This is a genomic window from Tritonibacter mobilis (assembly GCF_001681715.1).
GTDB lineage: Bacteria > Pseudomonadota > Alphaproteobacteria > Rhodobacterales > Rhodobacteraceae > Epibacterium > Epibacterium mobile.
In genome coordinates, this window is record NZ_LNWY01000017.1 from 62216 (window position 1) to 83251 (window position 21036).

The window sequence follows — 21036 nt, forward strand, 5'->3', positions numbered from 1 at the left end:
GGACGGCAGACGACGCCGTCCGCACCGCAACCCGCACTCACTCGACCCATCCCTCTTCCAGGCGGTGCCTTTCGGCGACCGCACTTTCTCCTGCTGCCTTGTGCAGCGCCAAATACCCGAAAAGGACTTTGAAATGGATCTCTCCTTCACCACCGAAAACTCCCGCTATGCCTTCGGCAGCTTCGACCGTGTCACCGTGGACGGCAGGGCTTTCCGCCTCCACATGGAAACCGAGGTTGGGGTCGTCATGACTCAGGATGACGATACGGGCTTTTCCCGGCAGTTCTCGCACCAAGATCTTTCCCGCCTGGGAAGCTTGGGCCGGATCCGCGTCGAGCGGAACTACTTCAACCCGGACGCTGCGCGTAAGCGTCAGCTGGCACATGGCGTATCGCTTTCCGCACTCTCCGGGCGGCCGCTGCGCCGGTTCGTTCGCAAGGATGCCTATTGCCAGGCGGCAATCGACATGCATCGCGAGAAGCTGCTGAAATTCACTGACGCGTCCATTGAGGCCTCCATGGACATGCTGGTGGGCCGTGCCGCGCGGTTGGCGTCCAAGTATATCCCTTCTGGAGCCATGAACGTTCTGCCCTCCGAGAACATGGGTGCAGCGCCTAGCCCGCGAACGCTTCGCAGGTGGCTCGCTGAACGGAACGACCTGAATCTGATCGGGCATCTGGACAACATGGATCGGCGCGGCTGGCGGGGAACGCGGATCAAGCCGGAAGCGGCTGCCATCATGCACAGGGAAATCCAAGGGTATCTGTCGCCCGACAAGCCGACGATGCAGCAGATCTATGAAAATGTCGCCTTGGCCATCCATGAGCGCAACGAACACTACACCGAAGAGAACGACCACCTCAGCGTGCCGAGCCGCGAGACGGTGCGCCGGGCGATCCGGGCACTGGACCCGTTTCGCGTGGAAGTTGCCCGCAATGGTGAGGCTGCAGCCCGCAAAAGGTTCCGTCCCGTTCTGAATGGTCTCAATGTGACCCGCCCGTTGGAGCGCATCGAGATCGATGAATGGACGGTGGACGTCTCGACACTGCTCGAGAGCAGCAACATCTATGGCATGCTCAGCGATGACGAGAAGCGGCAACTCGACCTCTATATCAAAGGGGACGAGAAGGATCCGCGCTACAAGGGGAAAGCCAGGCGTCGGGACCGCTGGACGCTGACCGCAGCGATCTGCTGTGCCACGCGCTGCATCGTCGGTATGGTCCTGAGCCGATCGGCGAACTCCGAGGCTGCGGTGCAGCTCCTGCAGATGATCACGACCAACAAGGGGGCGTGGGCGGACGCTGTCGGGGCCCTAACGCCTTGGGACATGCATGGCACGCCCGAGTTGATCGTCTTCGATGGTGGCTCTGCCTTCAAGTCGTTGCGCTTCCGCATGGCGGCTGAGGATCTCGGCGTGATGTGGGAGATGGCGATGAATGGGGTGCCGGAAAACCGCGGAACGATCGAGCGCGCCTTCAAAACCTTCGGAAGCGACTTCGCGCCGCGTTTGTCGGGTCACACGTTCGCCAGCATCATGGAAAAGGGCGATGCGGATCCCGAGAAGCGCGCAGCACTCACCCTGGACGACTTCACCTTCGCGCTGCTGCGTTGGGTGATCGACATCTACCACAACACGCCCCATCACGGGCTGGGCGGAGAAACCCCTGTGAAAGCGTGGCGTCGCCTAGCGAAGCTGCATGGCGTGACGCCGCCGCCGGACGCGGAGATGATGCGGCTGTGCTTCGGCCAGGAGCGCGAGTATCGCCTCGACAAGACCGGTATCACCATTCTGGGCGTGCGCTACCAGTCCGAGGAGATGCAAACCTATCTGCGCCGCGAGCACCCGGAAAAGGTATCCGTGCGCTGGCACCCCAAGGACATCGGCGCCATCTCGGTCAAATGGGGCAAGACCTGGTGCAACGTGCCTGCGCTTGACACTTCTCTGCAGGGCGTCGCTGCCCAGACCTGGCTGACGGCTGTCCGTCATGTCCGCGACGCGAACCCGAAGTCGAACCGCCTCGACAATGTCGCCGTCCGCGACGCCATCACGGCGATCAAGGCGCGCAATGAGGCCGCGATGGCCGCGGCCGGCCTCAACCTCGAAGACTGGTCCGAGAAACGCTGCGCGAAGGAGGAGAAGAAGCTGCTGGCCGGCATCGAGTTCGTTGAGCGCAAGGAACTGCGCCAGGTGAAAGACGGGCTCGGCATGGAGATCCCCGCCTCCTCCGAGCTGACCGTGGCGGCTGAGAAACCCAGCACGCCGGAGACGCCCGCCAAACCCGCGAAGCGGGCGGCCAAAGGGCGCGGCATTACGCCCACCTCGCCCAAATCCAACATGACCATCGAGGAGAACTGATCATGGCACAAGCTGATACCGCAAAGGGCGCCCTGGAACGGGTCCGCAGCCTCCACATCGGTTCTGCACGTGATGCCGAGGCGGCAATGCACACGACGCGCCTTCTTGCTACGGACGAACAAGGGGCGCTGACCCCTGTCGCCAAGCGCTTCACCCGGACCGGGGAAACCCGTGGGGTCATGCTGATCGGGGGGCCGGGAAGCGGCAAATCCCATCTGTTGGAGCGCACGCTGTCCAAGCTCACGGTGCTGCAGGAGGGCGAATACGGGCGCCCCCGCTATCTCGGATGTTCGGTTCCGAGCCCCGCGACATTCAAGAGTATGATGCTCGCCCTGCTGGCCGAGAGTGGCTACCCCGTTGAGAATTCGCGCAAGGAGGCCTGGTCGCTCGTGCAGGACCTGCGTCACCGCTTGCAGCTTCTCGGGATTTCGGTGCTCTGGATCGACGAGGCGCAGGATCTCTTCTGCGCGGACCGCAAGTTGATCCTCAGGGCGCTGAAATCCCTGATGCAGGGTGACGATGCCGTCATCGTGGTCCTGTCCGGCACAGAAGACCTCGCCAAGGTCATTCGCACAGATCCGCAGGTGCAGCGCAGGTTCACCGCAATGGTGTTGCCCGATCTCGTGGAGCAGGTCGATGGCGACAGTTTTCGTGATGTCATCACGCAGTACTGCGAGAGGGTGGGGCTCGGGGCACCGACCGAAGTGGATCTAATCGGACGCGTCTTCCACGGGGCGCGCTATCGGTTCGGACGGGCCCTCGAGCTGCTGCTGCAGGCCATGGAAATCGCCATCGGGCGCGGCGACGACGACCTGGATATCGGGCATTTCGCGGCGGCCTACGCGATGAACGAGGCCTGCACGGCCGCCGACAACGTCTTCTACGCTGAAAACTACTGGCTCCTGAAACCCGATGAGGTCGAGGAGGAAGAGCATCCTCGTCGGAAAAAGCGGTGAGGGCAGTCTTATGAGTACTCTGTTTCCCCGGATGCCATTCGTTGATGATGAGACGCCCCTGTCGTGGGCAGCACGGCAGGCAGCGTTGCACACTGGTGGTCGTGTTGCACCATTTCTGACTGACATCGGACTTTCCCTGCCAGACGTAGCGCGGGGTGAAGATGGTTCAGTTCGGCGCCTTTGTGAGAAAGCGGGTTACGATCCAACCCCCGTATTGAACAATAACATCAGGGCCATCGGGGGCGGTCGCTATCAGCTACGCAGGCTCGAATTCGCGAAAGAGTTCACGACCGGCGCGTGTACTCGCATCTGTCCTGTTTGTCTTATGGAAGATCGCGATGGGTGGCGGCACCCCCAAGCAGCTATACGCCACCGGCTCATCTGGCGTTTCAATTCTGTCCGCACCTGTCCAGTTCACGGTGTCAGCCTGCGCGATTTACGCTCAGGGAAATCGGAGAGTAAGACGCATGAACTGCAGGCTATGAGCACTTTGATCGGTGCAGAGCAACTGCGCACTCCATGTGGCGTTCGAACCGTCTCTCCGTTGCAGACTTACACTGTGGGACGCTTGGAGGGACAGATCGGTCCAGCGTGGTTGGACGGTCAGAATATCGATCAGGCGGTGCGTGCAACTGAAATGATTGGCGCGCTCGCGGCTTTTGGCCCAGATAAGAAAGCGTCCGAAATGACGAGTGATATGTGGGACGCTGCAGGGCGCGCCGGATGGCCGATTGTCTCTCTCGGGGCAAATGAGGTCCGGGACTACCTTTTGTCGTGCTTAAGACCGATGCACAATGATGGTGTAAGACCGATGAGAGACCTTGGAATGCTCTACACATGGCTGTCCGCTGGTCGCCACTCCAAAGATCCTGGCCCTGTTCGTGAAGTGCTTCGGGAGGTACTTATTGAGACAACGCCACTCAGGAAGGGGCAAATGCTGTTGGGAAGGCCGGTTGCGGCCCCCCGCTTTTGCAGCGTCGCTTCAATTGCATTGGCTGAAGGTCTTGATTCAAGGCGCTTGCGGGACACCCTGAAAGTTGCTGGATTATTGACGCAACATGAGGTCGACCAGAAGAGCAATCGACTAGTGGTTGATTATACCGTTGCGCAAGATCTGATCGACATTGTGAAGCACGCGATTCCTATCACGCGCTTGCAGGACGTACTGGGAGCATCCCGTCTACTCATTGAGATCCTCTTGGAAATTGGTCAACTAAGCCGCACTCAGGTCCCCTACGCCCTCAAGTGCAAGATTGGAAAAGCAGTTGATGGACGTGGCGTGAAGCCGATTTTGGCTTTTCTTGATGCCAACTGCCCCACAGTAGACGAGGCACCCGAAGGCTACGTTCACCCATTCCGGAAGACTGGGGACACTGAGAAAAGTCGGGCGCGATTGAAGATTATCCTGGAATTGATGTTTTTGGGGCATTTGAAACAAGTGTTTCGCGTGACCGGTGAACACGGTTTCGCCGCCTTGGTTGTTGACCCAAATGAAATGCAATCTTTCATCGAATCTCCACCGCCAGGCCTGCCTCAGGACTCATATTTTTTCATGGGCTGAGCTCTACGCTGCAATCTTCAGCTGAAAATCCAGCTATGCCGCCTTCGGGCGGCATTTTTTTGTCAATTTTCGATGGTCATTATCTCTGGGTAAAATGGTCGTTTAGCGGCCTACAAGTGTGGGTCCGATATTTTTTCCTTTACCTACAGTTGCTTGACTCTAAGGGGGCGTCGTTGATGGACAAGTTCTTGTGGGTTCAACACGCTTGTAGGACCTACTAAAACTTGTCCATTTCCGGGGTTATTTGACCATTCCGGCACAGGATTAATGACCATCGGCTGCGTAGTAGTCGGCGGTTTCTTTTTCAATCAATGGCTTGTGAGGTGAGCGGATTTGCGGCCTTTGATGCGCCGTCGTAGCGCTCCGCCCTGTTGGGCGCCGTTGACGGCTAGCCGTGCTTTCGGCATCCATCAGGATCAATCCCGGCCGGGTTCTTTCCAACATCCCCCTCAAGCAGAACCTCTGCCCGAGGGCATGGCGCAACGCGCCAGAAAGGACCCCCATGACGAAAATCAAGTTCATCGATGCCCACTTTTCCGATCCCGACGAGAACGAGTTCGCCCTCAAGCGCCGCTTCGAGTGGCACCTGCGCAAGCTCCGTGCCCTTCAGGATGGGGTGTCCCCAAAGGTTCCGGGAGACTTTGAAGATGAGTTGCGCTGGAACGAGGATCTCATCGCCATACCGCTCTCGGAAAAGGACCGCACCAAGGTGCTACGCCGTGCGCGCCGGGTAATGGGCGCGCGCGCCAAGGTTTCCGGGCTTAGCCATCTTAGCTCAGATGACCGGCGCGCGCTGGAGGTGTTCCGCTGCGGGGCCGATCTGGTCGGCATCGCCAGCGAACACCGCGCCGATGAGATCGCTGCAGCCATTCATGCCGAGATGCCCTGGATGGCGGCGGCCACTGACTTCCTCTGGAAAGCGATGCGCCACTCGGTGAGGGTGGGGGAGCCCGGCTTCCGGCTGCCACCTGTGCTGCTCGATGGGCCTCCGGGGATCGGCAAGAGCGTTTGGTCGCGCGAACTCGGGCGCCATCTCGGGGTGCCGCGGTGTGGCATCGAGGGGACCGCAGAGCAGGCCTCCTTTGTCGTCAACGGCTCGCAACGCGGCTGGGGCTCGGCCTTCCCTGGACGGCCCCTGCAGACCATCGTGCAGAGCCTCTGCGCGAACCCGATCGTGGTGGTCGACGAGATCGAGAAGGCCGGAACACCGACCTCGACCAAGGGGCAGGCCTACGGCTTGGCCGAAGGGCTGCTGCCGCTGCTCGAACGCTCGTCAGCCGTGGCTTGGAAGTGCCCCTATTACCAGGTCGGCTTCGACATGTCGTGGATCAGCTGGGTCCTGACTTCGAACAGCCTGACGACGCTTCCGGCCCCCTTCCTGAGCCGCCTGGACATCCTGCGCGTCGCCGGCCCCGGCAAGAGTGATCTCATCTTCTTCGCGGAGCGCGAGGGCGCACGACGAGGGCTGGGTGGTGCTGCCCTGGGCGCGATATGCGAGGTGATCGACCAGATTGCTGAGGCGCATGAGATCAATCTGCGCCACGTGTCCAGGATGCTGTCGAGGGCGGAGGCCATGGCAAGCAGCCCACTGTCGCATTGAGTGGTTGATGCGAGCGCGCCTTAGGTCGGCCAAGACCAAAGCAGTGGCTTGGGCTGATGGCTGCAGCTGGCGGGGGGCAGCCCAAGCGGCATTCCTGCAAGACGCAATTTTACGCCAGGCGCCGACACGAAACGGCGGGAAGCAGACCTTCTCCGCATATGCATTATGATCTTCTTGGATTTGCCATAGCTGACGTTCGCTTCGGGTGACTTTGGAGGCTTCCCCATGATTTCCCTCAAAGGCAATGGATACAAAGACAATGCAAGCAACAAAGTTCGGGTACGCTCAGGCGGATACGGAGCGAGGCTTGAGGCACTGAATGATCAATCTGCGGAGGCTTCACTCGCGCGTTGTTGCGCAAATCCATGAGGATTCATCTCGTGAATCCAACATGCTAGCTGTTCAACATGAGCAGACCTCCGAAGACGACATACAAGACGACCAACTGGAAGAGCTACAATCATGCGCTGAGGCAGCGCGGATCGCTGACCGTCTGGTTCAATCCCTCGATGCAATGGGAGGCGGTACCGTCCGGGCGTCGCGGTCGCCAGCAGTCCTATAGCGACGCCGCGATCCAGGCCTGCCTGACCCTCAAGGTCCTCGTCGGGCTGCCACTCCGCCAGACGATAGGGTTCGTTGCGAGCCTGCTGGAACTGTCCGGCCTTGGCTGGTCCGTGCCTGACTTCAGCACCCTGTCGCGTCGCCAAAAGGCCTTGGACGTCACCATCCCGTATCGGGGCTCCAACGGCGCGCGTCACCTGCTCGTCGACAGCACCGGCATCAAGGTGGAAGGTGAAGGAGAGTGGCACACGCGCAAGCACGGTGGCTCGCGACGCAGGGTTTGGCGCAAGATCCACCTCGGGATCGACGAGGAAACATTGGAGATCCGGGCGGTCGAGGTCACCTCCAGCAATGTCGGCGACGCGCCGATGCTGCCGGACCTGCTTGCCCAAATTCCGGCGGGGGAGGAGATCGCCACCGTCACCGCCGACGGTGCCTATGACACCCGCGCTTGCCATGATGCCATCGCGGCCCGGGGCGCGGCGGCAGTCATTCCGCCGAGGCGGACTGCGAGGCCTTGGAAGCCGGACACGGCCGGAGCTCGCGCGCGAAATGAGGTCCTGCGAGCATCGAAGCACTTGGGTCGGGCGCTGTGGCGAAACTGGAGCGGGTATCACCGCCGTAGCAGGGTGGAGACGAAAATAAACTGCGTGAAGCTGCTCGGCCAAAGGTTAATGTCACGAGACTTCGACCGCCAGGTCGCCGAAGTTCAGATCCGTGCAGCGGTCATGAATCGCTTCACCGCACTCGGCATCCCTGTCACCTTGGCCCTAGGATAAGTGTGTCCGAGGAAAGGGGAACTCTGGCTGTTAGCTGATTTGTGCAACAGCGCCGGTCCTATGCGAATTCATGGCTGTGCAATTGAGACATTGGAGCCTCAGCGAAACTCATCGCAGTTCTGGTTACAAGAAATCTCCGACACAAACGCGGTCCCGATCTGATTTCATCGTAGCCTTAGCGCGTCATAAAGCTGGGGGCCGATCTGGTGAGCGTGTAGGCTATCCTCTTGTAGTAACCCAAGCTTTGCCGCACGCTGAATAGTCTCCATGTCATTGCGTGTACCCAAAGCCTTGCGAACCCGTTGCATGTGATTATCAACAGTTTTGGGGTTGTCGCGTTTGATTTCATATAGGATTTCCTTCACCCGCAGGCCTTGCGCTTTCAAACGCAGCACCTGTAGGTTCATATCGCTCAAGCCCATCTGGACTATTATATCGTCCGACCAATCACTGCACATGTGAAGATGATTTGCGAGCGATTGAATGATCGTCCTGTCCCTTTCAAAACGCGCGTCATGGTTGGCAATTTTTCCTGAGGTATCATACAGTCCCACGACCGCTCTGACACCATTGGCCTCAAGTGGGATTACCACTCCAGAGGACACGAAATCGCGCACCCCGCCCACCACACGGGCTAAATTTTGGGGCAGCTTCTCCTCGTGCAATAGACGGTAAAAGCTCGATTGGAGTATGGGTTGATGGGCCAAGGCACCCATCCGCATGCCAAGGTCGTCCCGAGCATAGTTGTTTCGCTGATAGATCTCACGCCATTCATCGGGGAGGCCCGACCGTTTTGAAACATGGTTGCTGTGAATGCCCTGTAGCGACCGCGTATCTGTGAAAAGGACGTAGTTCACACCGACATACCCATACTCCGCCTCGATGAAGCTCGAAAAAATTTCATACTTTGCATCAAGAGAAGGCGCTTCGGTGATATCTACCATCAGGTCGAAGGGGGCGTGCATGGTTCGATCTCACAGTTTTTGAAGTACCACAAGGTTAAATTCAAAATCCGAGATATCAATCTTTATTGAGGAGTTAAGGGGAATTTTCTAGCCGTGAGAACAACACGCTGCCGCCACTGCACTGTTTCCCCGCAGGGCATATCCTTCTACGGTTTGGGCGCTGTTCAATTTGGCTGCGCTCTGAAAGAGCATGACCCACAAGAGGATTGCCATGAAAGGTTCAACGGCGAAAGGAACCTTTCATGGCCAGTGACCTTTTGTTTGCTACACAATGCTATTTGTCCGAAGTAGGAACGCTTCCACTGTTCCAGTCCACAGTTGCCTGAACGTTCCACAACATATCCATGTATTGTTGAGGTTTACCGCCCTCGGCGTAATACACGATCTTACGCGCATAAGCGGGACCTGCATCTGATCGGGCAAAATCCACAACCGCATCGCGTTTGTGGTTCATCCAACGTTCGCAGAGGATGGCTGCCGGACTGATTGGAGAGCCAAGAAACTTCTGGTTTTCCTCCAATGCAGAACTCGGCAAGCCCGCAGGGGTCAGGGCAGTGGCATCTTCCGTCATCAGGAAGCACAGATCTAACGCATCCTCAGAGGTATCGAAGGTGCCGAATGTCGGTGTGACCTCGAACAATACAGCAAGCCTATCCTCCAGGAATTCCGAGGAGGACATCTCGATGGCCGCATCTTCGAAAAACGTGGCCTGGCCAAGCATCAACACGCGATCCTGGTCTTGCTGCTCACCAAGGACGAGGATCCGCATCTCGTTGTCTTTTTGATAGCGCATCGTCCACATCACGCGCGTATCCGAGCTAGAAAAGGAAAATTCGTCCTTCCAAAGTGCGCAGCCTTTTTCATCAAGTTTTCCATCGTCAGTGTCCATCACGTCCAAACGTTCACAGCGATAGCCCTCCGCCTCAAAAGTTGCGCGGATTTGTGCGGAAGATTGGGAAAAATTGGCACCGCCGATGGTTGCCAGATCTGCGGCAGACGCTGCGCTATGCGACAAGATCAATGCGACGGTTGTCGCAAGAGCCCGATTGAAAATCATCAAGGTATTCCTGGAAACTGAGTTGAAAAACAAAGTCCTGCCATGGGTTAACCCGCAGCAGGGGCAAATCTCAGATCATTTTGACACTTCGCTCAGATCTACAGGTACGCAGATGCCGGATTGCTGGCCCTGCTCGCTGTGGGACACATTGAGTTCAAGCGTTTCGTAAGAGACCGAAAGGGTTAGCTTGTCGTTCAAGCGCATGACCTGCTCAGACCCTGTGTCGGTGGTGGTCTGTGGCCCCGATCCCGGTGACAGGGTCATACGCAGCTGCTCGTTTTCGATTGTGACGGCTCCGTTATCGGCGCGCGCCATCACAAACCGAAAGCCACCAGCCTGACAGGCAAGCGCCTGTGGGCGGGAAAGCTCTGACGCCGGGCCGGAGATCTCTGCAAGTTGAGACAGGCGCACATAGCCGGAGCTACACACGGCGCCGATTGCATCCGGTGCGTTCAAATCGCACTCAAACCCATATGACTGGAACCGTACCCCCTGCCAGCCCTCAACCGGAGCGCCACAGACGCGCACTTTCTGATCCACCGGGATGACCTCGGTTGTGACCTCCTCAGGCCCGAGGTGGATCGGACTGACATCCTTGTCCGCCATCCACTCCGCAGGCCGCAGTGCATGGATCGGCCCGCAGTCCGGTGACACCTCGGGAACGGATACAACCGGAGCGACCCGGCCCTTAGTATGGGCAAACTGGTCAAGCACGTGGAAGTTATCGACAATAGAATCCGGGTTACAGGCCTCCTCGTTCGCAGGCATGAAATCATGCGCCAGTCCCAGAGACACGGAGGCGAATTCCAGATCCCGATCTACGCCCACAGTGAAAACCCGTTTTCCTTCATAAAAACGGATGTAGCTGAAATCTTCTTCGGATTGCGCGAGACCAGTTGAAAGGTAGGGCATGAACTGCACTGGCATGGACAGGTCATAGACAGGGTCAGACAGGTCAGGACCGCCGCGGAACTGAACGGTGTCATTCTGCAGGCACACCTGGACGCGAGAGGCGTTCTCCGTGTCACAATAGAATACCTGTGTCCCGCCGCCCTCACAGCCGGCAAAGGCCGGAGCTGCACAGGCGGCGAAACTCGCCGCGATTAAGTAGCGCTTCATCTGCGTTAGCCCCCGAACCCGGCAATATTGCCTTGTTTCACCCACGCGCTGGAGCAATTGCCCCAGTAAGCCATGTTCGGCGGCCAATCATCGGGCGTCATGGAGCAGGCAGCCAGACGTGCCTCATAATCGAGCTGGGCCATATAGCCACCGGCACCGTCGCCTTTGTTGGGATCTATCCAGATTATGCCAGAGTAGCCGTCCTCAGAGACGCATTCAAAAGCGGAGCCAAGATCGGAGGGAAAGGCATAGCCAAGGATCGCGGCCTCCTCCGATGGTGCCGCATAGAGCGCGATCTGTCCGTTTTCGGTGCCTTCATTGCTCAACACCCCGGCGACCTCTCGACAGTCATAGCTGCCATGGGGTGTGGCTCCGGGGATGGGCTTGCTCGGCTGGTAAAACGGAGCGCTGTCGGCGCTTGGCCCCGTCCGCATGGTATTCATTGAGACACGACGCAACGCCAAGAGGTTTTCGATTTCCGCACTCAGGGCCGGTTGCATACAAGAGAGGCTGCGATCTGGGGCGGTTCCGCGTCCAAACAGATCCAGCCAAATCTCCGCACCAGAGGTGTCGTCAGTATCCATGGGTGTTTTCACACTGAGTACAGCGCGCCCACCCTCATGCAGAAAAGAAAACTCATGCACATCCCACGGGAACCCGCCCGTACCCGGCGTCATGCCGAAAGGTACATCGGCGGCGAGCCGATAGATCGGACCATCCGAGATCTGAGGCGTCACGTGGAGTTCCAAAACCGGATCTCCTGTTTCAGGGTGCTGACTGCTGCAGACTTTGATTTCATCTGCCTCCTCAGTAAGACAGAGCACCTGTGTCGCCAGAATGTCGTCGCAAAAGGCCTGCGCCATGCCCGCCGAGCACAGCAGACTGACCCCGAATTTTGTCAAAAACGATCGCACGTTTAGTTCTCCTTTGAGGCTGGGGCATAGAGTGCCGCTTCGTTCAGCTCCGCAAGCGATCCATTCACTGTGCCGGTTGCACAGGTATATGAAGAGGTTCCACCGCCGTCCCGGATCAGGTTCATGCCTGCAGCCTGTCCGGATACGTAAACTTCATAGCCCGCACCCACGCCGCGCAGCGTTGAGGACGCCCAGTCACGCGCGGTAAGACCTGTCACATCCCCTAAAGGAACTCTGACTTCGGCGGCAAAGCCTGGCTCTTTTTCAAAAGCCAATCGGGCGTCTTGCGGCGTCCAGCACAGTTCCAGACGCCCTCCACTCGGCAAGGCGCATGATAGGGCCTGGGTTTCAGGCGGCAGGCACTCCGCATGACCAACGACAGGCGCAAAGGCCAAAAGACAAAGCAACTTCGAACGCATGAGGCCGCTCACCCTGCAAAAGCAGTGCAGTCATCAGGGCTGACCGATCCTTCAGGCATCCACCCCGCCCCTGTCTCCGTCTCGACGAACTCAAACCCACCCCATGGTTCAAAACGAAAGTGTACCGTAGCGCCGCCTTGTATGGTGCCTGTCGGATAGCTGTCACGCATGCCGATGCCACTGGTCAGGGTAACCGGTGCGCCAGTGTAGCCAACACAGGAGGATTCAAACTGTGACAGCGTCGGCAAGAGGTCGACATCATCCAGCTTTCCGATCAACGAAGAGGCCAAATGGCGACCTTTGGTATTAATCTTACAGCTATAGCTGGCTTCCAGTTGTTTATGTGCGCTGACCATTCGCTGATCCCAGTCATTCAGGCTGGGAGATTTCGTCGAACACTCTGCACTAAAAACCGACTTACCCAGGGCAGAGCCAAAGCAATAACCTGCTCTGTCGAAGGCCATATTCCGCAAATACCACGCGTCCTCACACAAGGCACTTGCAGTGCCCGCAGTGCAGGTCAGGGCTGCAGTTAGAACCAGTGCTTTCATCGTCATCTCCTTAAACAAGTGCGGGGCGTGTGCCTGGCTTAGGCCAAATGGAACCGCGCGCCACATGCCTGCGGTGTTATTGTATTTGCTGAAGATAGGCGCCATCGACCCAACCTGTGGCACAGGGCCCGTTATAGGGCTGGCCAAGGGCTTCGGGTCGCAAGAAGCACCCCGCCAGGCCCAGTGTTGGGATGGCAACAGCGACGAAATCATTTTCACGATCAATGATATCAACGGTGTCGCCGGGCTGTAGCATCCACCAGATCGGGGTTGCGGCCGAGGGGCGTGCCGCGGCATAGACCGGCAGGCCCTCGGGGTGGCCAGATGTGTCAGCCACCCGTGCCACCCCAACCGTATTTATGCGCGGGATGATCTCATCCTGGGAAAAGAACGCGGCAATCGGGCCGCGGGTATCCTGGGCGCCCCACAGTGCCTCGGGGTCGGCATAGATCGTTTCCGGCGTGCATAGTGTCTGATCGACATGAGCGCGCCAATGCGGTGATTGCAGCCACATGCTGTACTCGCCGGTCGCTGCAAGCGTTTCCTCCATGTCGTCCCACGGCAGCGACGCATGCAGGGTCACGGGCTCCGCCAGGTCGGTGCTCCAGAACCCGATTTCCAGCAGCAACTGATCGTCCTCGGACCAGCTGAACCACGTTGTATTCGCATCGGCAATCAGCGGCGTGTCATAGTACATTTCGCCCGACGCCAGCGTGTGACGTGTCAGAATATAGCTCTGATCCTTGGCGCAGACGGTAATCTGCTCTCGAGAGTTGGCGTCGTCCGTTGCACATTGAAACAGCACCTCGCCACCGCAAACAGATTGTGCGTTGGCTGTGCCGGACCACCCGGTCACCATCAAAATGGCAACCGCTGACAGAGTTCTTGGCAGCATCATAACAGCCCTTATTGCGCCGCGTCGATCAGCTCGATGAGCGAAGACAGGTCGCTGTTCACGCTGCCCGCGTCACAGGGAATATCAGCGATCACCGCGCCGTCTTTCAGAACATTGACCCCGCCCATTTCGGTGGCATCTGCCGCGCGTTCGCTGCCCCACCAGACCTCATAGGCGTAGCCGCCGCCACCATCAAAGGTCACGGACTCGCTCATGAAATTCCCCATGCCATTCCAGGGCGACGCGCTGATCGTGGCCATGTCCTGCAGGATCTCTTTTTCCACCGCCCCGTTGGATTTGAAGAACCCGTAAGCCGCCTTGGTGCCATCTGCCCAGACCGCGTTGCAGACCTCGACACCCTGCGTGCCGCCCTTCAGCGTGCAGGTGAACATTTCGGTGCCGTCAAGTTCGCAGAATTGCCCGGCTTGAAGCGCGCCTGCGCCAAACATCAGCCCAATCGAAAGGTATATCTGTTTCATATTGTGTCCTGTCACGCGGAATAGGTTGGAAATTTAGGGTGTCTCGGGTGTCTCGGGTGTCTCGGGCGCTGATTTACGCAGCCAATAGGCGCTGGCGGCAGCTCCGGCCAGAGCGACAGCAATGATGAGGAGCGCCAGAACAGGCCGGAAATAGACCCAGGCAATCGCTATCGTGGTGCCACCGACAACCAGCGTAAGAGCGACGCTGATCAACGAGGTAACAGAGGCCGTGATCCATCCCAGAAAAGGCAGAATGCTGGCAATCACGTCCACCACCCCGAACAGCGCCTTGAAGCCCAAAAACAGCAGGACCAAGAGACCGATGCGCAGCATCCAGGTTTTGAAGGTGTTGTTGGAAACAGCTGTCTGGAACATCTCGTCCGCGGTCCTCAGCCCTTCTTCCACCAAGTAGACCTTGCGTCCATTTTGTGCAGTGTAGGGCAGCAACGTGTCGCCGCGCTGTACACCGACCACGCTTGCCTTCTCGATTTCAGACGCGTGATAGCTCACCCGGATATCACCAAGCTGCGGAGCCGTGACACCCGCACCAAAAACGACCCGCCCCGCGACCAGTTTCGCCGGCTGCTCCAACGAAAGAGACCGCGCGACATCCTCAGCTTGCTGTGCGTCCAACAGCATCGGTGTTGAACCGCCCAGATCTGAAATCTCATCATCTACGGTAAAAGCACCAATTGTGCCCTCTGGCTGTCGGATCACTTTCGATGCGATTGGCATCGGCGGGTTCATATGTCCTTCGGGAACCCGAAACTCTGCTCCACTGGCTGGCGCATCCGTCCAATCCTGACGATAGGTGTATCGCGTGGTCTTTTCCTGCCCGCCACCTAGTTTTGTCTCCGTCTTGGTTTGCTTGTCTTCGATCCAGGCAAATTGCTCTACCTTGCGTTCAAGACGCACGGTTTGTGCAGACGCGACCATCCCCAGCGCCACATCCGCCAGCGGCACCTCAAGCGCAAGCGGGCCGCTTATATGCAGAAGGCGATCTTCGTTTTGCGGATCAATTACTCTGTGGTCTACCGACACAACCTGGTTGGCCCCTTCGGCAAGCGCCCGAGCTGTACGCACGGCATTGCCTTCGTTCCAAAACAGAAAATACACAGCGATACCGATAAAGCTGATTCCAAGTCCTATGCCTTTGATGGCGTTTTTCAGCCGGGCAAACAGGCCAACTTGCGTTGTTTCCGTGAACTGAGACACGATTTAAACCTTTGAAATTTCTGGATACGCGGGTCAGGTGCTTTTGCCAAAACCCAAGGTTTTGATGACTTCGGCAACATCTGCCATGCTGGGCCCAACGGCGATCGGCGCATCGGGGACGCCCAGCCAGTCGTTGATTTTCTGCGCCGTCACAAGATGGCGCCTGCTCGTCGTGTAACCATGGGACAGCGCAACACGATGCCTGTTCTGAGCAGCGCCTGTCACCACGCACAGCCGGTAGGTATAGCTGGTGTGCAGCCGGTTATTGCTACGTTCATTGCGCTTCAGATCAACATCAGCCTGCTTCACGTTTTCCAGCGTGATGGTGTCCTCGCGCGTGCCATGCAGCATTGTTTTTCGCAGGGTCAGTAGGTTGCTGGCGCGATCAAACACAACTTCTGTTTTGTGGTAGACCAGCCATACAATACCTCCACCGATGCAAACAGCTCCAGCAGCAACGCCCCAGCCCGCGGTGTAACCGGCCACGGCTGCGCTCAGGCTGAGCCCAACGACAACAAGAAGAATACTGCACAAAACGGCCGAAATGACGCTGGTTGTCCCCCTCAGGATGAGGCGATCAGGTTCATTCAGATGGATTATCATTTGGCGAGGCTCAGGTTTTCAAAGGTTTTGTTGAATTTGGTAGCCTCTGTTCGGTTGGGGCGAACCCGAAGTCAGGTGAACAGGTTACTCGCTACTAACGTTGCTTTGCGCGCAGGCGACGTCCGTCAGGTGCAAACGAGGCAGATAATTGCACCTGTCAGCGCCGACCTGCGCAGCAAACCATTGGTTACATCAGATCTGTCTGCGCGGAGATTTGGCGCGTGGGGTTCCGGGTACCCTTGCCGTTACCGGTGCCACGCTCCTGGGTGTCCGCACCGGATGCAGGCGCGCTTTGTTTTTCGGTGCCTTTGGCTTCCTGCGCAAAGGCAGGTGCGGATAGCGTCAGCGCAAGGGCAGCTAGAATGGTCGTGAATTTCATGGTCGTTCACCTGTTTGACGTTTTGTCAGCGTTTGATAGCGACAGCCGGCGGAGGCAAACATATGGATATTTCTCCATATTGCGGTCGGGTGGGATATCTGTCTGCGCGCACCGGCGAAATCGGCTCTATTGCACAAAGCCATGCAGCGGAGCATTTTCTCCGCGGCGCACAGATGTCCTCATTGGGCTGGCTGGTTGGCTCCATCCGGCGGCACAGGGAAGATGAAAAAAAAGCTTTATTGACGCCGCGCCGCATCAAGTCGGCATGCAGCCCGTTTTGACCTTGATCCTATACGTGGATACAAGGGCAAAGAAACTTCGTTAGAATGACCCGTACAGCCGTCTCGACCACCAATTCAGCGAATGGTCAGACAGCGGTGCGTGTAGTTAAAAAGAAGGACCTCCTGTTTCCGTCCGCAGCAGCACTTCAAGACTACATCGCCGAACTTATGGGGGCTCAGGAGTATCGCTGCGAACTGACGGGCCTTCTGTTGGAACTGGATGAAGTAAACGGCGATCCTGCGATGTTCGCTTCTTTAGATCGCATCGACAGTGGCGGGCTCTATGAACCCGGTAATCTTCAGGTTGTTTGCCGTTTCACAAACTCCTGGAAAGGCGCGTCTGATGACACAGAGTTTCGATGTTTGATCGGAGTTCTTCGATCATCTGCGTGCGCCTAGTAGATATGCACCTGGGCGAATGTCAGCAATGCGGGCTGCAGCCGCAGAATATTCGACTCGTGCCCAACGGCGGCTTTGGGCCGGTCTCGACGGTCTCCTCTGCGCTGCAAGTGCAAAGCCCTCTGTGAAAATCGCGGCCGATTTGGGCTGGCCTTGAACTCAGGCGCGTGCTGCTTGCGTTTCGACATGGCAAGTTCCGTGACAGTGACATCTTCCGCGTCGTCTTCGAACATGTGGTGGCCCAGTGCATTGCCCATGGCCTAGTCGGCGGCCAAGGCTTTGCTGTCGATGCCAGCCTGATCAGCGCCGACGTCCAGAAGCAGAGCTCCAGCCGTCAGGATAAATGGGACGCTTCCGCGATTGATCCGAAGGATGCTCCGAGGGCGGTGAGAGAGTATCTCGACACCCTTGACGCGGAGGCCTTCGGTGCGGCCACGCCCGTCCAGCCCAAGTTCACTGCGCACGCGGATCCTGCCAGCCAATGGACAGCGGCGCGTAATCCCGCTGCGGTTCACCATGCCCTTGAACATAACCGCGATCAGAGAGCCGCTTCCCGATTTTCGTCCGACCACGGCAGCCGGACCTCATAATTAAGCATCGGTCCGAGATGTGCGAGCCTCGCTAAGAGCGCCCCGGTGTTCCGACACGATCTCGCGCAAGAAGCTCGCGACGGCCTGCACCCGACGGGAGGACGCCAGATCAGTTTGCGTCACGAGCCAGATTGGCTGGTCGATGCCCAAGTCGGCGTCGACACAAACCAGGTCGCGCGGCTGCGCCAGAAAATGCGGTAACACGGCGAGGCCCAATCCCGAGGCACAGCCCGTCACCTGGGCTGCAAGCGAGGTGGTCACGACCGCAGGTGCCCGACCACGAAGGGCACGCTCGACCCACCGGGCGGCAGGAAGGTGGCCGTACCCCTCGGCCCAAGCGATGAGCTCGTCGCGCTCGAGATCGACTTCGGAACCTCCGGTGCGGCCTTCCATGTACGACCGCGCGCTATAAAGGCCGTATCCAAGCGTTCCTATACGCTGCACCGAGACATGCCCGCGGTCGGGCCTGGTCATTCGCAGCGCGATGTCCGCGTCACGGCGGTGCAGGTTCACGGTGGCGATGTCGGTGGCAATCTCGAGCGTCAGGCGCGGATGGGCGCGGCGCAGGCGCGGCAACTCAGGCAATATTAGCGCGGTCGCGAGGTTTTCGGCCGTGGCGAGGCGAACGGTTCCCGACACCTCCGGTTCTTCCGGCAGGCCCGATCCGAAGGCCTGCGCTGCGGCTTCCATCTCTTCGGCGCGCTCGACCAGAGCCGCGCCTTCTTCGGTCAGCCGGTAGCCGGTGTGGTGCCGCAGAAAGAGCGGGTCTCCAAGACACGCTTCCAGCCGCTGGACCCGCCGGGAAACGGTCGCCAGCCCGATGGAAAGCGCCGCGGCCGCGCCGCTAAGTGAGCCCGACCGGGCGACGGCGAGGAACACCGAGACGTCATCCCAAACCAGTCTCTGCCTTTCCATAATCGGAATTCCCATTACCGTTTACGGCCATTTCCTGACATCATCGGAAATGCCACACCCCTGTTGATTGCACAAGACAGGAGAGAGACATGGAACGACGGACACTCGGCACTGACCTCACGGTCTCGGCGCTCGGCCTTGGTTGTATGGGGATGAGTGAGTTCTACGGGCCTCGTGATGACGACACATCCCTGCGCGTCCTTCACGAGGCGACCGAACTCGGGATCGACTTTCTCGACACAGCGGACATGTACGGTCCGCACCACAACGAGGAGCTGATCGGTCGTTTCTTAAGCGAAACGTCGTCACCCATGAAGGTCGCGACGAAGTTCGGGATCGTCCGCGCACCAGGCGAGTATCGGCGCAGTTTGGACAACGGGCCGGACTATGCGCGGCAGGCGTGCGAGGGCTCGCTACAACGCCTCGGCGTCGAGCGGATCGACCTCTACTACGTCCACCGGGTCGAGCAGGGGCGACCCATCGAAGAGACCATGGACGGGCTCGCGCGCTTGGTCGGCGAGGGCAAAATCGCGCGGATCGGTCTCTGCGAGGTTAGCGCCGAGACACTCCGACGAGCGCATGCCGTGCATCCGGTGACAGCGGTGCAGACAGAATACTCCCTTTGGTCCCGCGGACCAGAAGCCCAGGTCCTGCCCACGTGCCGCGAACTGGGCATCGGGTTCGTGCCATATTCGCCGCTCGGTCGGGGCTTCCTCACGGGGCGCTTCCAGGATGGTCAGTTCGAGAAGGGGGACTTCCGCGCCTCGTTGCCCCGCTTCCAGGACGATGCGGCGCAGGCGAACCGTCGGATCGCCGATCTCGTCGCAGGGGTGGCGGAGCGGAAGGACTGCACACCTGCGCAATTGGCGCTCGCCTGGCTTCTCGCGCAGGGAAAGGACATCGTCCCTATCCCCGGTACGAAGCAGTCGAAATATCTGCGCGACAACGTAGGAGCGGCGGAGATTGTGCTCTCGGACACCGATCTGGCCGAAATTGATGCTGGCCTCGCCGAGCGGCCGGTCTCGGGTGCCCGTTACACTGCGGAGGGCATGAAAGGAGTGGACGCATGAGCGCCCCATCCGATCGCCTGACCCGTGCCCTTTCCCTTCTCGACAGTCTTGAGCCGGGAGCGCCGGAACGGGTGCAAGACAATCTCGACGCCTTCCACCCAGACACGGCAGAACTCGTCCTCGGATACGCCTTCGCGGACGTCTTGGGCCGCGACGGGATCGACCTCAAGACACGAGAAATGATGACCATCGCCATGCTCGCGGCCATGGGCACCGCGCAGGGGCAACTTGAGTTCCACATGCGCGCGGCGATGAATACCGGTGTAAGCCGCGAGGAAATTGTCGAGATCGTTTTGCAGGTCTCCGTCTATGCCGGTGTACCTGCTTGCATGAACGCGATCACGGCGGCGAAGAAGGCGTTTGAAGCCGCCGGTAAAGCCTGACTGGAGATCGGCATCGCTGTCATTCGCGGACCATGTAGCGAATGCAAGAAGGCCCACACATTGCCACTCCGCAGCCAGCTCGATTTTGTATATGCGCCGTCATTTCCTGACGGAAGCCTTCCGAGATCACGCGCACCGCATGTTTCGTGGCGGAGTACACGGTGGAGGCCGGAAAGATCAGATGCCCCGCGACCGAGGAGACGTTGATCACCTGACTCGATTTCTGCGAGATCATCTGCGGCAATACGGCGGTGATGCCATAGAGGACCCCTTTGACGTTGACGTCGATCAACAAGAAAAGATCCGACATGTTCACCGCGAGTTTTCGGATCGTGATTCACACCACCAGCCCGAAATCAATTGGGCCTGACCCTAAGACCGAGTTATTAAATGGATAAATCCGCTACAGCCTGCGAGAAGTTCAAATCCTGATCGAAGAATGGAGGAAACACTACAACACAAACCGCCCACATAGTGTTCCGAGCTACCGCCCTCCGGCCCCAGAAACCATCGTCCAGATGGACCAAAGGCTGGTCATGCACGAACAACCAAATTGGACCACTCAAGTGGGGCTGAATACTGGTAGATCACTCGAATTCACTCCAGATTGCGCACCATACAGCTCTCACGCACTGAAATAGAACTTCGATCAAATAAAACACACTTCCGCGCGGTTGAATCTTACTCCCCTGAGCAAAAATAAAATCCGCGCTGCATCTACTCTTTCAGCTCTTTGAAAAATATTCGAACCGAGATCGGCTTTATGGTGAGAGGTTGGTGGAAAGTCAAATAAAAGCAACGCCATCGCTACTCATCAGCGCGCTTGCATTACATCATTCTTTATGCAAGCTGATTGCTGAGGCGCAATCTCTAATCACGACCGATCAATCGCACTTTTTAATTATTGAAATATCATGTCAGGATTCGGAATTTCAAATCATGACTTTTGAAATCAGGAAACATGACATTTTATACGGGGGAGATTTTAG

General features: G+C 58.3%; 22 protein-coding genes and 2 pseudogenes. 11 read left to right on the forward strand and 13 right to left on the reverse strand.

Annotation, left to right across the window (positions count from 1 at the left end):
• Positions 1-133 precede the first annotated feature (133 nt).
• The 5 genes from UB90_RS17030 (at position 134) to UB90_RS17060 (ending at position 7813) form a co-directional block, all read left to right on the forward strand.
• The gene (locus tag UB90_RS17030) at positions 134-2356 is read left to right on the forward strand and encodes a Mu transposase C-terminal domain-containing protein (protein ID WP_065325632.1); all 2223 of its coding nucleotides are present in this window, start codon (positions 134-136) and stop codon (positions 2354-2356) included.
• A 2-nt stretch (positions 2357-2358) separates the two neighbouring features.
• A complete protein-coding gene (locus UB90_RS17035; RefSeq protein ID WP_065325631.1) occupies positions 2359-3312 on the forward strand; it encodes a TniB family NTP-binding protein in 954 nt (317 codons plus the stop codon).
• 10 nt (positions 3313-3322) lie between these two features.
• Entirely contained in the window at positions 3323-4873 is a 1551-nt protein-coding gene (locus UB90_RS17040) for a TniQ family protein (protein WP_065332046.1), read from the forward strand.
• Positions 4874-5375: 502 nt separating this feature from the next.
• Positions 5376-6473: an AAA family ATPase gene (locus tag UB90_RS17055; protein ID WP_065326926.1), complete on the forward strand. Its 1098-nt coding sequence runs from the start codon at positions 5376-5378 to the stop codon at positions 6471-6473.
• A gap of 407 nt (positions 6474-6880) precedes the next feature.
• On the forward strand, positions 6881-7813 hold the full coding sequence (locus UB90_RS17060) for an IS5 family transposase (RefSeq protein WP_065326925.1): 933 nt from the start codon (positions 6881-6883) through the stop codon (positions 7811-7813).
• Positions 7814-7977: 164 nt separating this feature from the next.
• Here the strand turns inward: UB90_RS17060 and UB90_RS17065 are convergent, their stop codons facing one another.
• The 11 genes from UB90_RS17065 to UB90_RS17115 form a co-directional block, all read right to left on the reverse strand.
• On the reverse strand, positions 7978-8778 hold the full coding sequence (locus UB90_RS17065) for an autoinducer binding domain-containing protein (RefSeq protein WP_065326924.1): 801 nt from the start codon (positions 8776-8778) through the stop codon (positions 7978-7980).
• Positions 8779-9052: 274 nt separating this feature from the next.
• Positions 9053-9868, reverse strand: coding sequence for a hypothetical protein (locus UB90_RS17070; protein WP_227511472.1), 816 nt, complete (start codon positions 9866-9868; stop codon positions 9053-9055).
• Between the two features lie 42 nt (positions 9869-9910).
• Positions 9911-10954 (reverse strand): hypothetical protein, encoded by a 1044-nt coding sequence (locus tag UB90_RS17075; protein WP_065326922.1) that lies wholly within the window; start codon positions 10952-10954, stop codon positions 9911-9913.
• A gap of 5 nt (positions 10955-10959) precedes the next feature.
• Entirely contained in the window at positions 10960-11868 is a 909-nt protein-coding gene (locus UB90_RS17080; RefSeq protein ID WP_065326921.1) for a hypothetical protein, read from the reverse strand.
• 2 nt (positions 11869-11870) lie between these two features.
• Positions 11871-12287: a hypothetical protein gene (locus UB90_RS17085; RefSeq protein WP_065326920.1), complete on the reverse strand. Its 417-nt coding sequence runs from the start codon at positions 12285-12287 to the stop codon at positions 11871-11873.
• Between the two features lie 8 nt (positions 12288-12295).
• The gene (locus tag UB90_RS22550; RefSeq protein ID WP_065326919.1) at positions 12296-12838 is read right to left on the reverse strand and encodes a DUF4453 domain-containing protein; all 543 of its coding nucleotides are present in this window, start codon (positions 12836-12838) and stop codon (positions 12296-12298) included.
• 76 nt (positions 12839-12914) lie between these two features.
• Positions 12915-13733 carry a hypothetical protein gene (locus tag UB90_RS17095; RefSeq protein WP_074712661.1) on the reverse strand — a complete coding sequence of 273 codons (819 nt, stop codon included), beginning with the start codon at positions 13731-13733 and terminating at the stop codon, positions 12915-12917.
• 11 nt (positions 13734-13744) lie between these two features.
• Positions 13745-14212, reverse strand: coding sequence for a hypothetical protein (locus UB90_RS17100; protein ID WP_065326917.1), 468 nt, complete (start codon positions 14210-14212; stop codon positions 13745-13747).
• Positions 14213-14245: 33 nt separating this feature from the next.
• Positions 14246-15427 carry a TMEM43 family protein gene (locus tag UB90_RS17105; protein ID WP_065326916.1) on the reverse strand — a complete coding sequence of 394 codons (1182 nt, stop codon included), beginning with the start codon at positions 15425-15427 and terminating at the stop codon, positions 14246-14248.
• A gap of 33 nt (positions 15428-15460) precedes the next feature.
• Positions 15461-16030 carry a hypothetical protein gene (locus tag UB90_RS17110; protein ID WP_065326915.1) on the reverse strand — a complete coding sequence of 190 codons (570 nt, stop codon included), beginning with the start codon at positions 16028-16030 and terminating at the stop codon, positions 15461-15463.
• A gap of 187 nt (positions 16031-16217) precedes the next feature.
• A complete protein-coding gene (locus UB90_RS17115; RefSeq protein WP_065326914.1) occupies positions 16218-16409 on the reverse strand; it encodes a hypothetical protein in 192 nt (63 codons plus the stop codon).
• A 62-nt stretch (positions 16410-16471) separates the two neighbouring features.
• On the opposite strand from UB90_RS17115, the gene UB90_RS17120 reads away from it, so the two are divergent.
• From UB90_RS17120 to UB90_RS22555, 3 genes and pseudogenes are all read left to right on the forward strand, one after another.
• Complete coding sequence (locus UB90_RS17120) at positions 16472-16690, forward strand: hypothetical protein (protein WP_065326913.1); 219 nt, start codon at positions 16472-16474, stop codon at positions 16688-16690.
• A 45-nt stretch (positions 16691-16735) separates the two neighbouring features.
• Entirely contained in the window at positions 16736-17089 is a 354-nt protein-coding gene (locus tag UB90_RS17125; RefSeq protein ID WP_204161388.1) for a hypothetical protein, read from the forward strand.
• 182 nt (positions 17090-17271) lie between these two features.
• A pseudogene (locus tag UB90_RS22555) lies at positions 17272-17598 on the forward strand (IS5/IS1182 family transposase); the annotation flags it as partial.
• Between the two features lie 81 nt (positions 17599-17679).
• Here the strand turns inward: UB90_RS22555 and UB90_RS17140 are convergent.
• Positions 17680-18609, reverse strand: a complete 930-nt coding sequence (locus UB90_RS17140) for a LysR family transcriptional regulator (RefSeq protein ID WP_227512965.1) — start codon at positions 18607-18609, stop codon at positions 17680-17682.
• 74 nt (positions 18610-18683) lie between these two features.
• Here UB90_RS17140 and UB90_RS17145 point away from each other — a divergent pair, with 74 nt between their 5' ends.
• Positions 18684-19664, forward strand: a complete 981-nt coding sequence (locus UB90_RS17145; protein ID WP_009178425.1) for an aldo/keto reductase — start codon at positions 18684-18686, stop codon at positions 19662-19664.
• The gene (locus UB90_RS17150; RefSeq protein WP_065326908.1) at positions 19661-20047 is read left to right on the forward strand and encodes a carboxymuconolactone decarboxylase family protein; all 387 of its coding nucleotides are present in this window, start codon (positions 19661-19663) and stop codon (positions 20045-20047) included. The genes UB90_RS17145 and UB90_RS17150 overlap by 4 nt, the downstream gene beginning before the upstream one ends.
• A 19-nt stretch (positions 20048-20066) precedes the next feature.
• Here the strand turns inward: UB90_RS17150 and UB90_RS17155 are convergent, their stop codons facing one another.
• Positions 20067-20342: an SDR family oxidoreductase gene (locus tag UB90_RS17155; RefSeq protein ID WP_235859308.1), complete on the reverse strand. Its 276-nt coding sequence runs from the start codon at positions 20340-20342 to the stop codon at positions 20067-20069.
• Positions 20343-20421: 79 nt separating this feature from the next.
• Between UB90_RS17155 and UB90_RS22560 the strand changes: the two are divergent.
• A pseudogene (locus UB90_RS22560) lies at positions 20422-20688 on the forward strand (integrase core domain-containing protein); the annotation flags it as partial.
• Between the last annotated feature and the right edge of the window lie 348 nt (positions 20689-21036).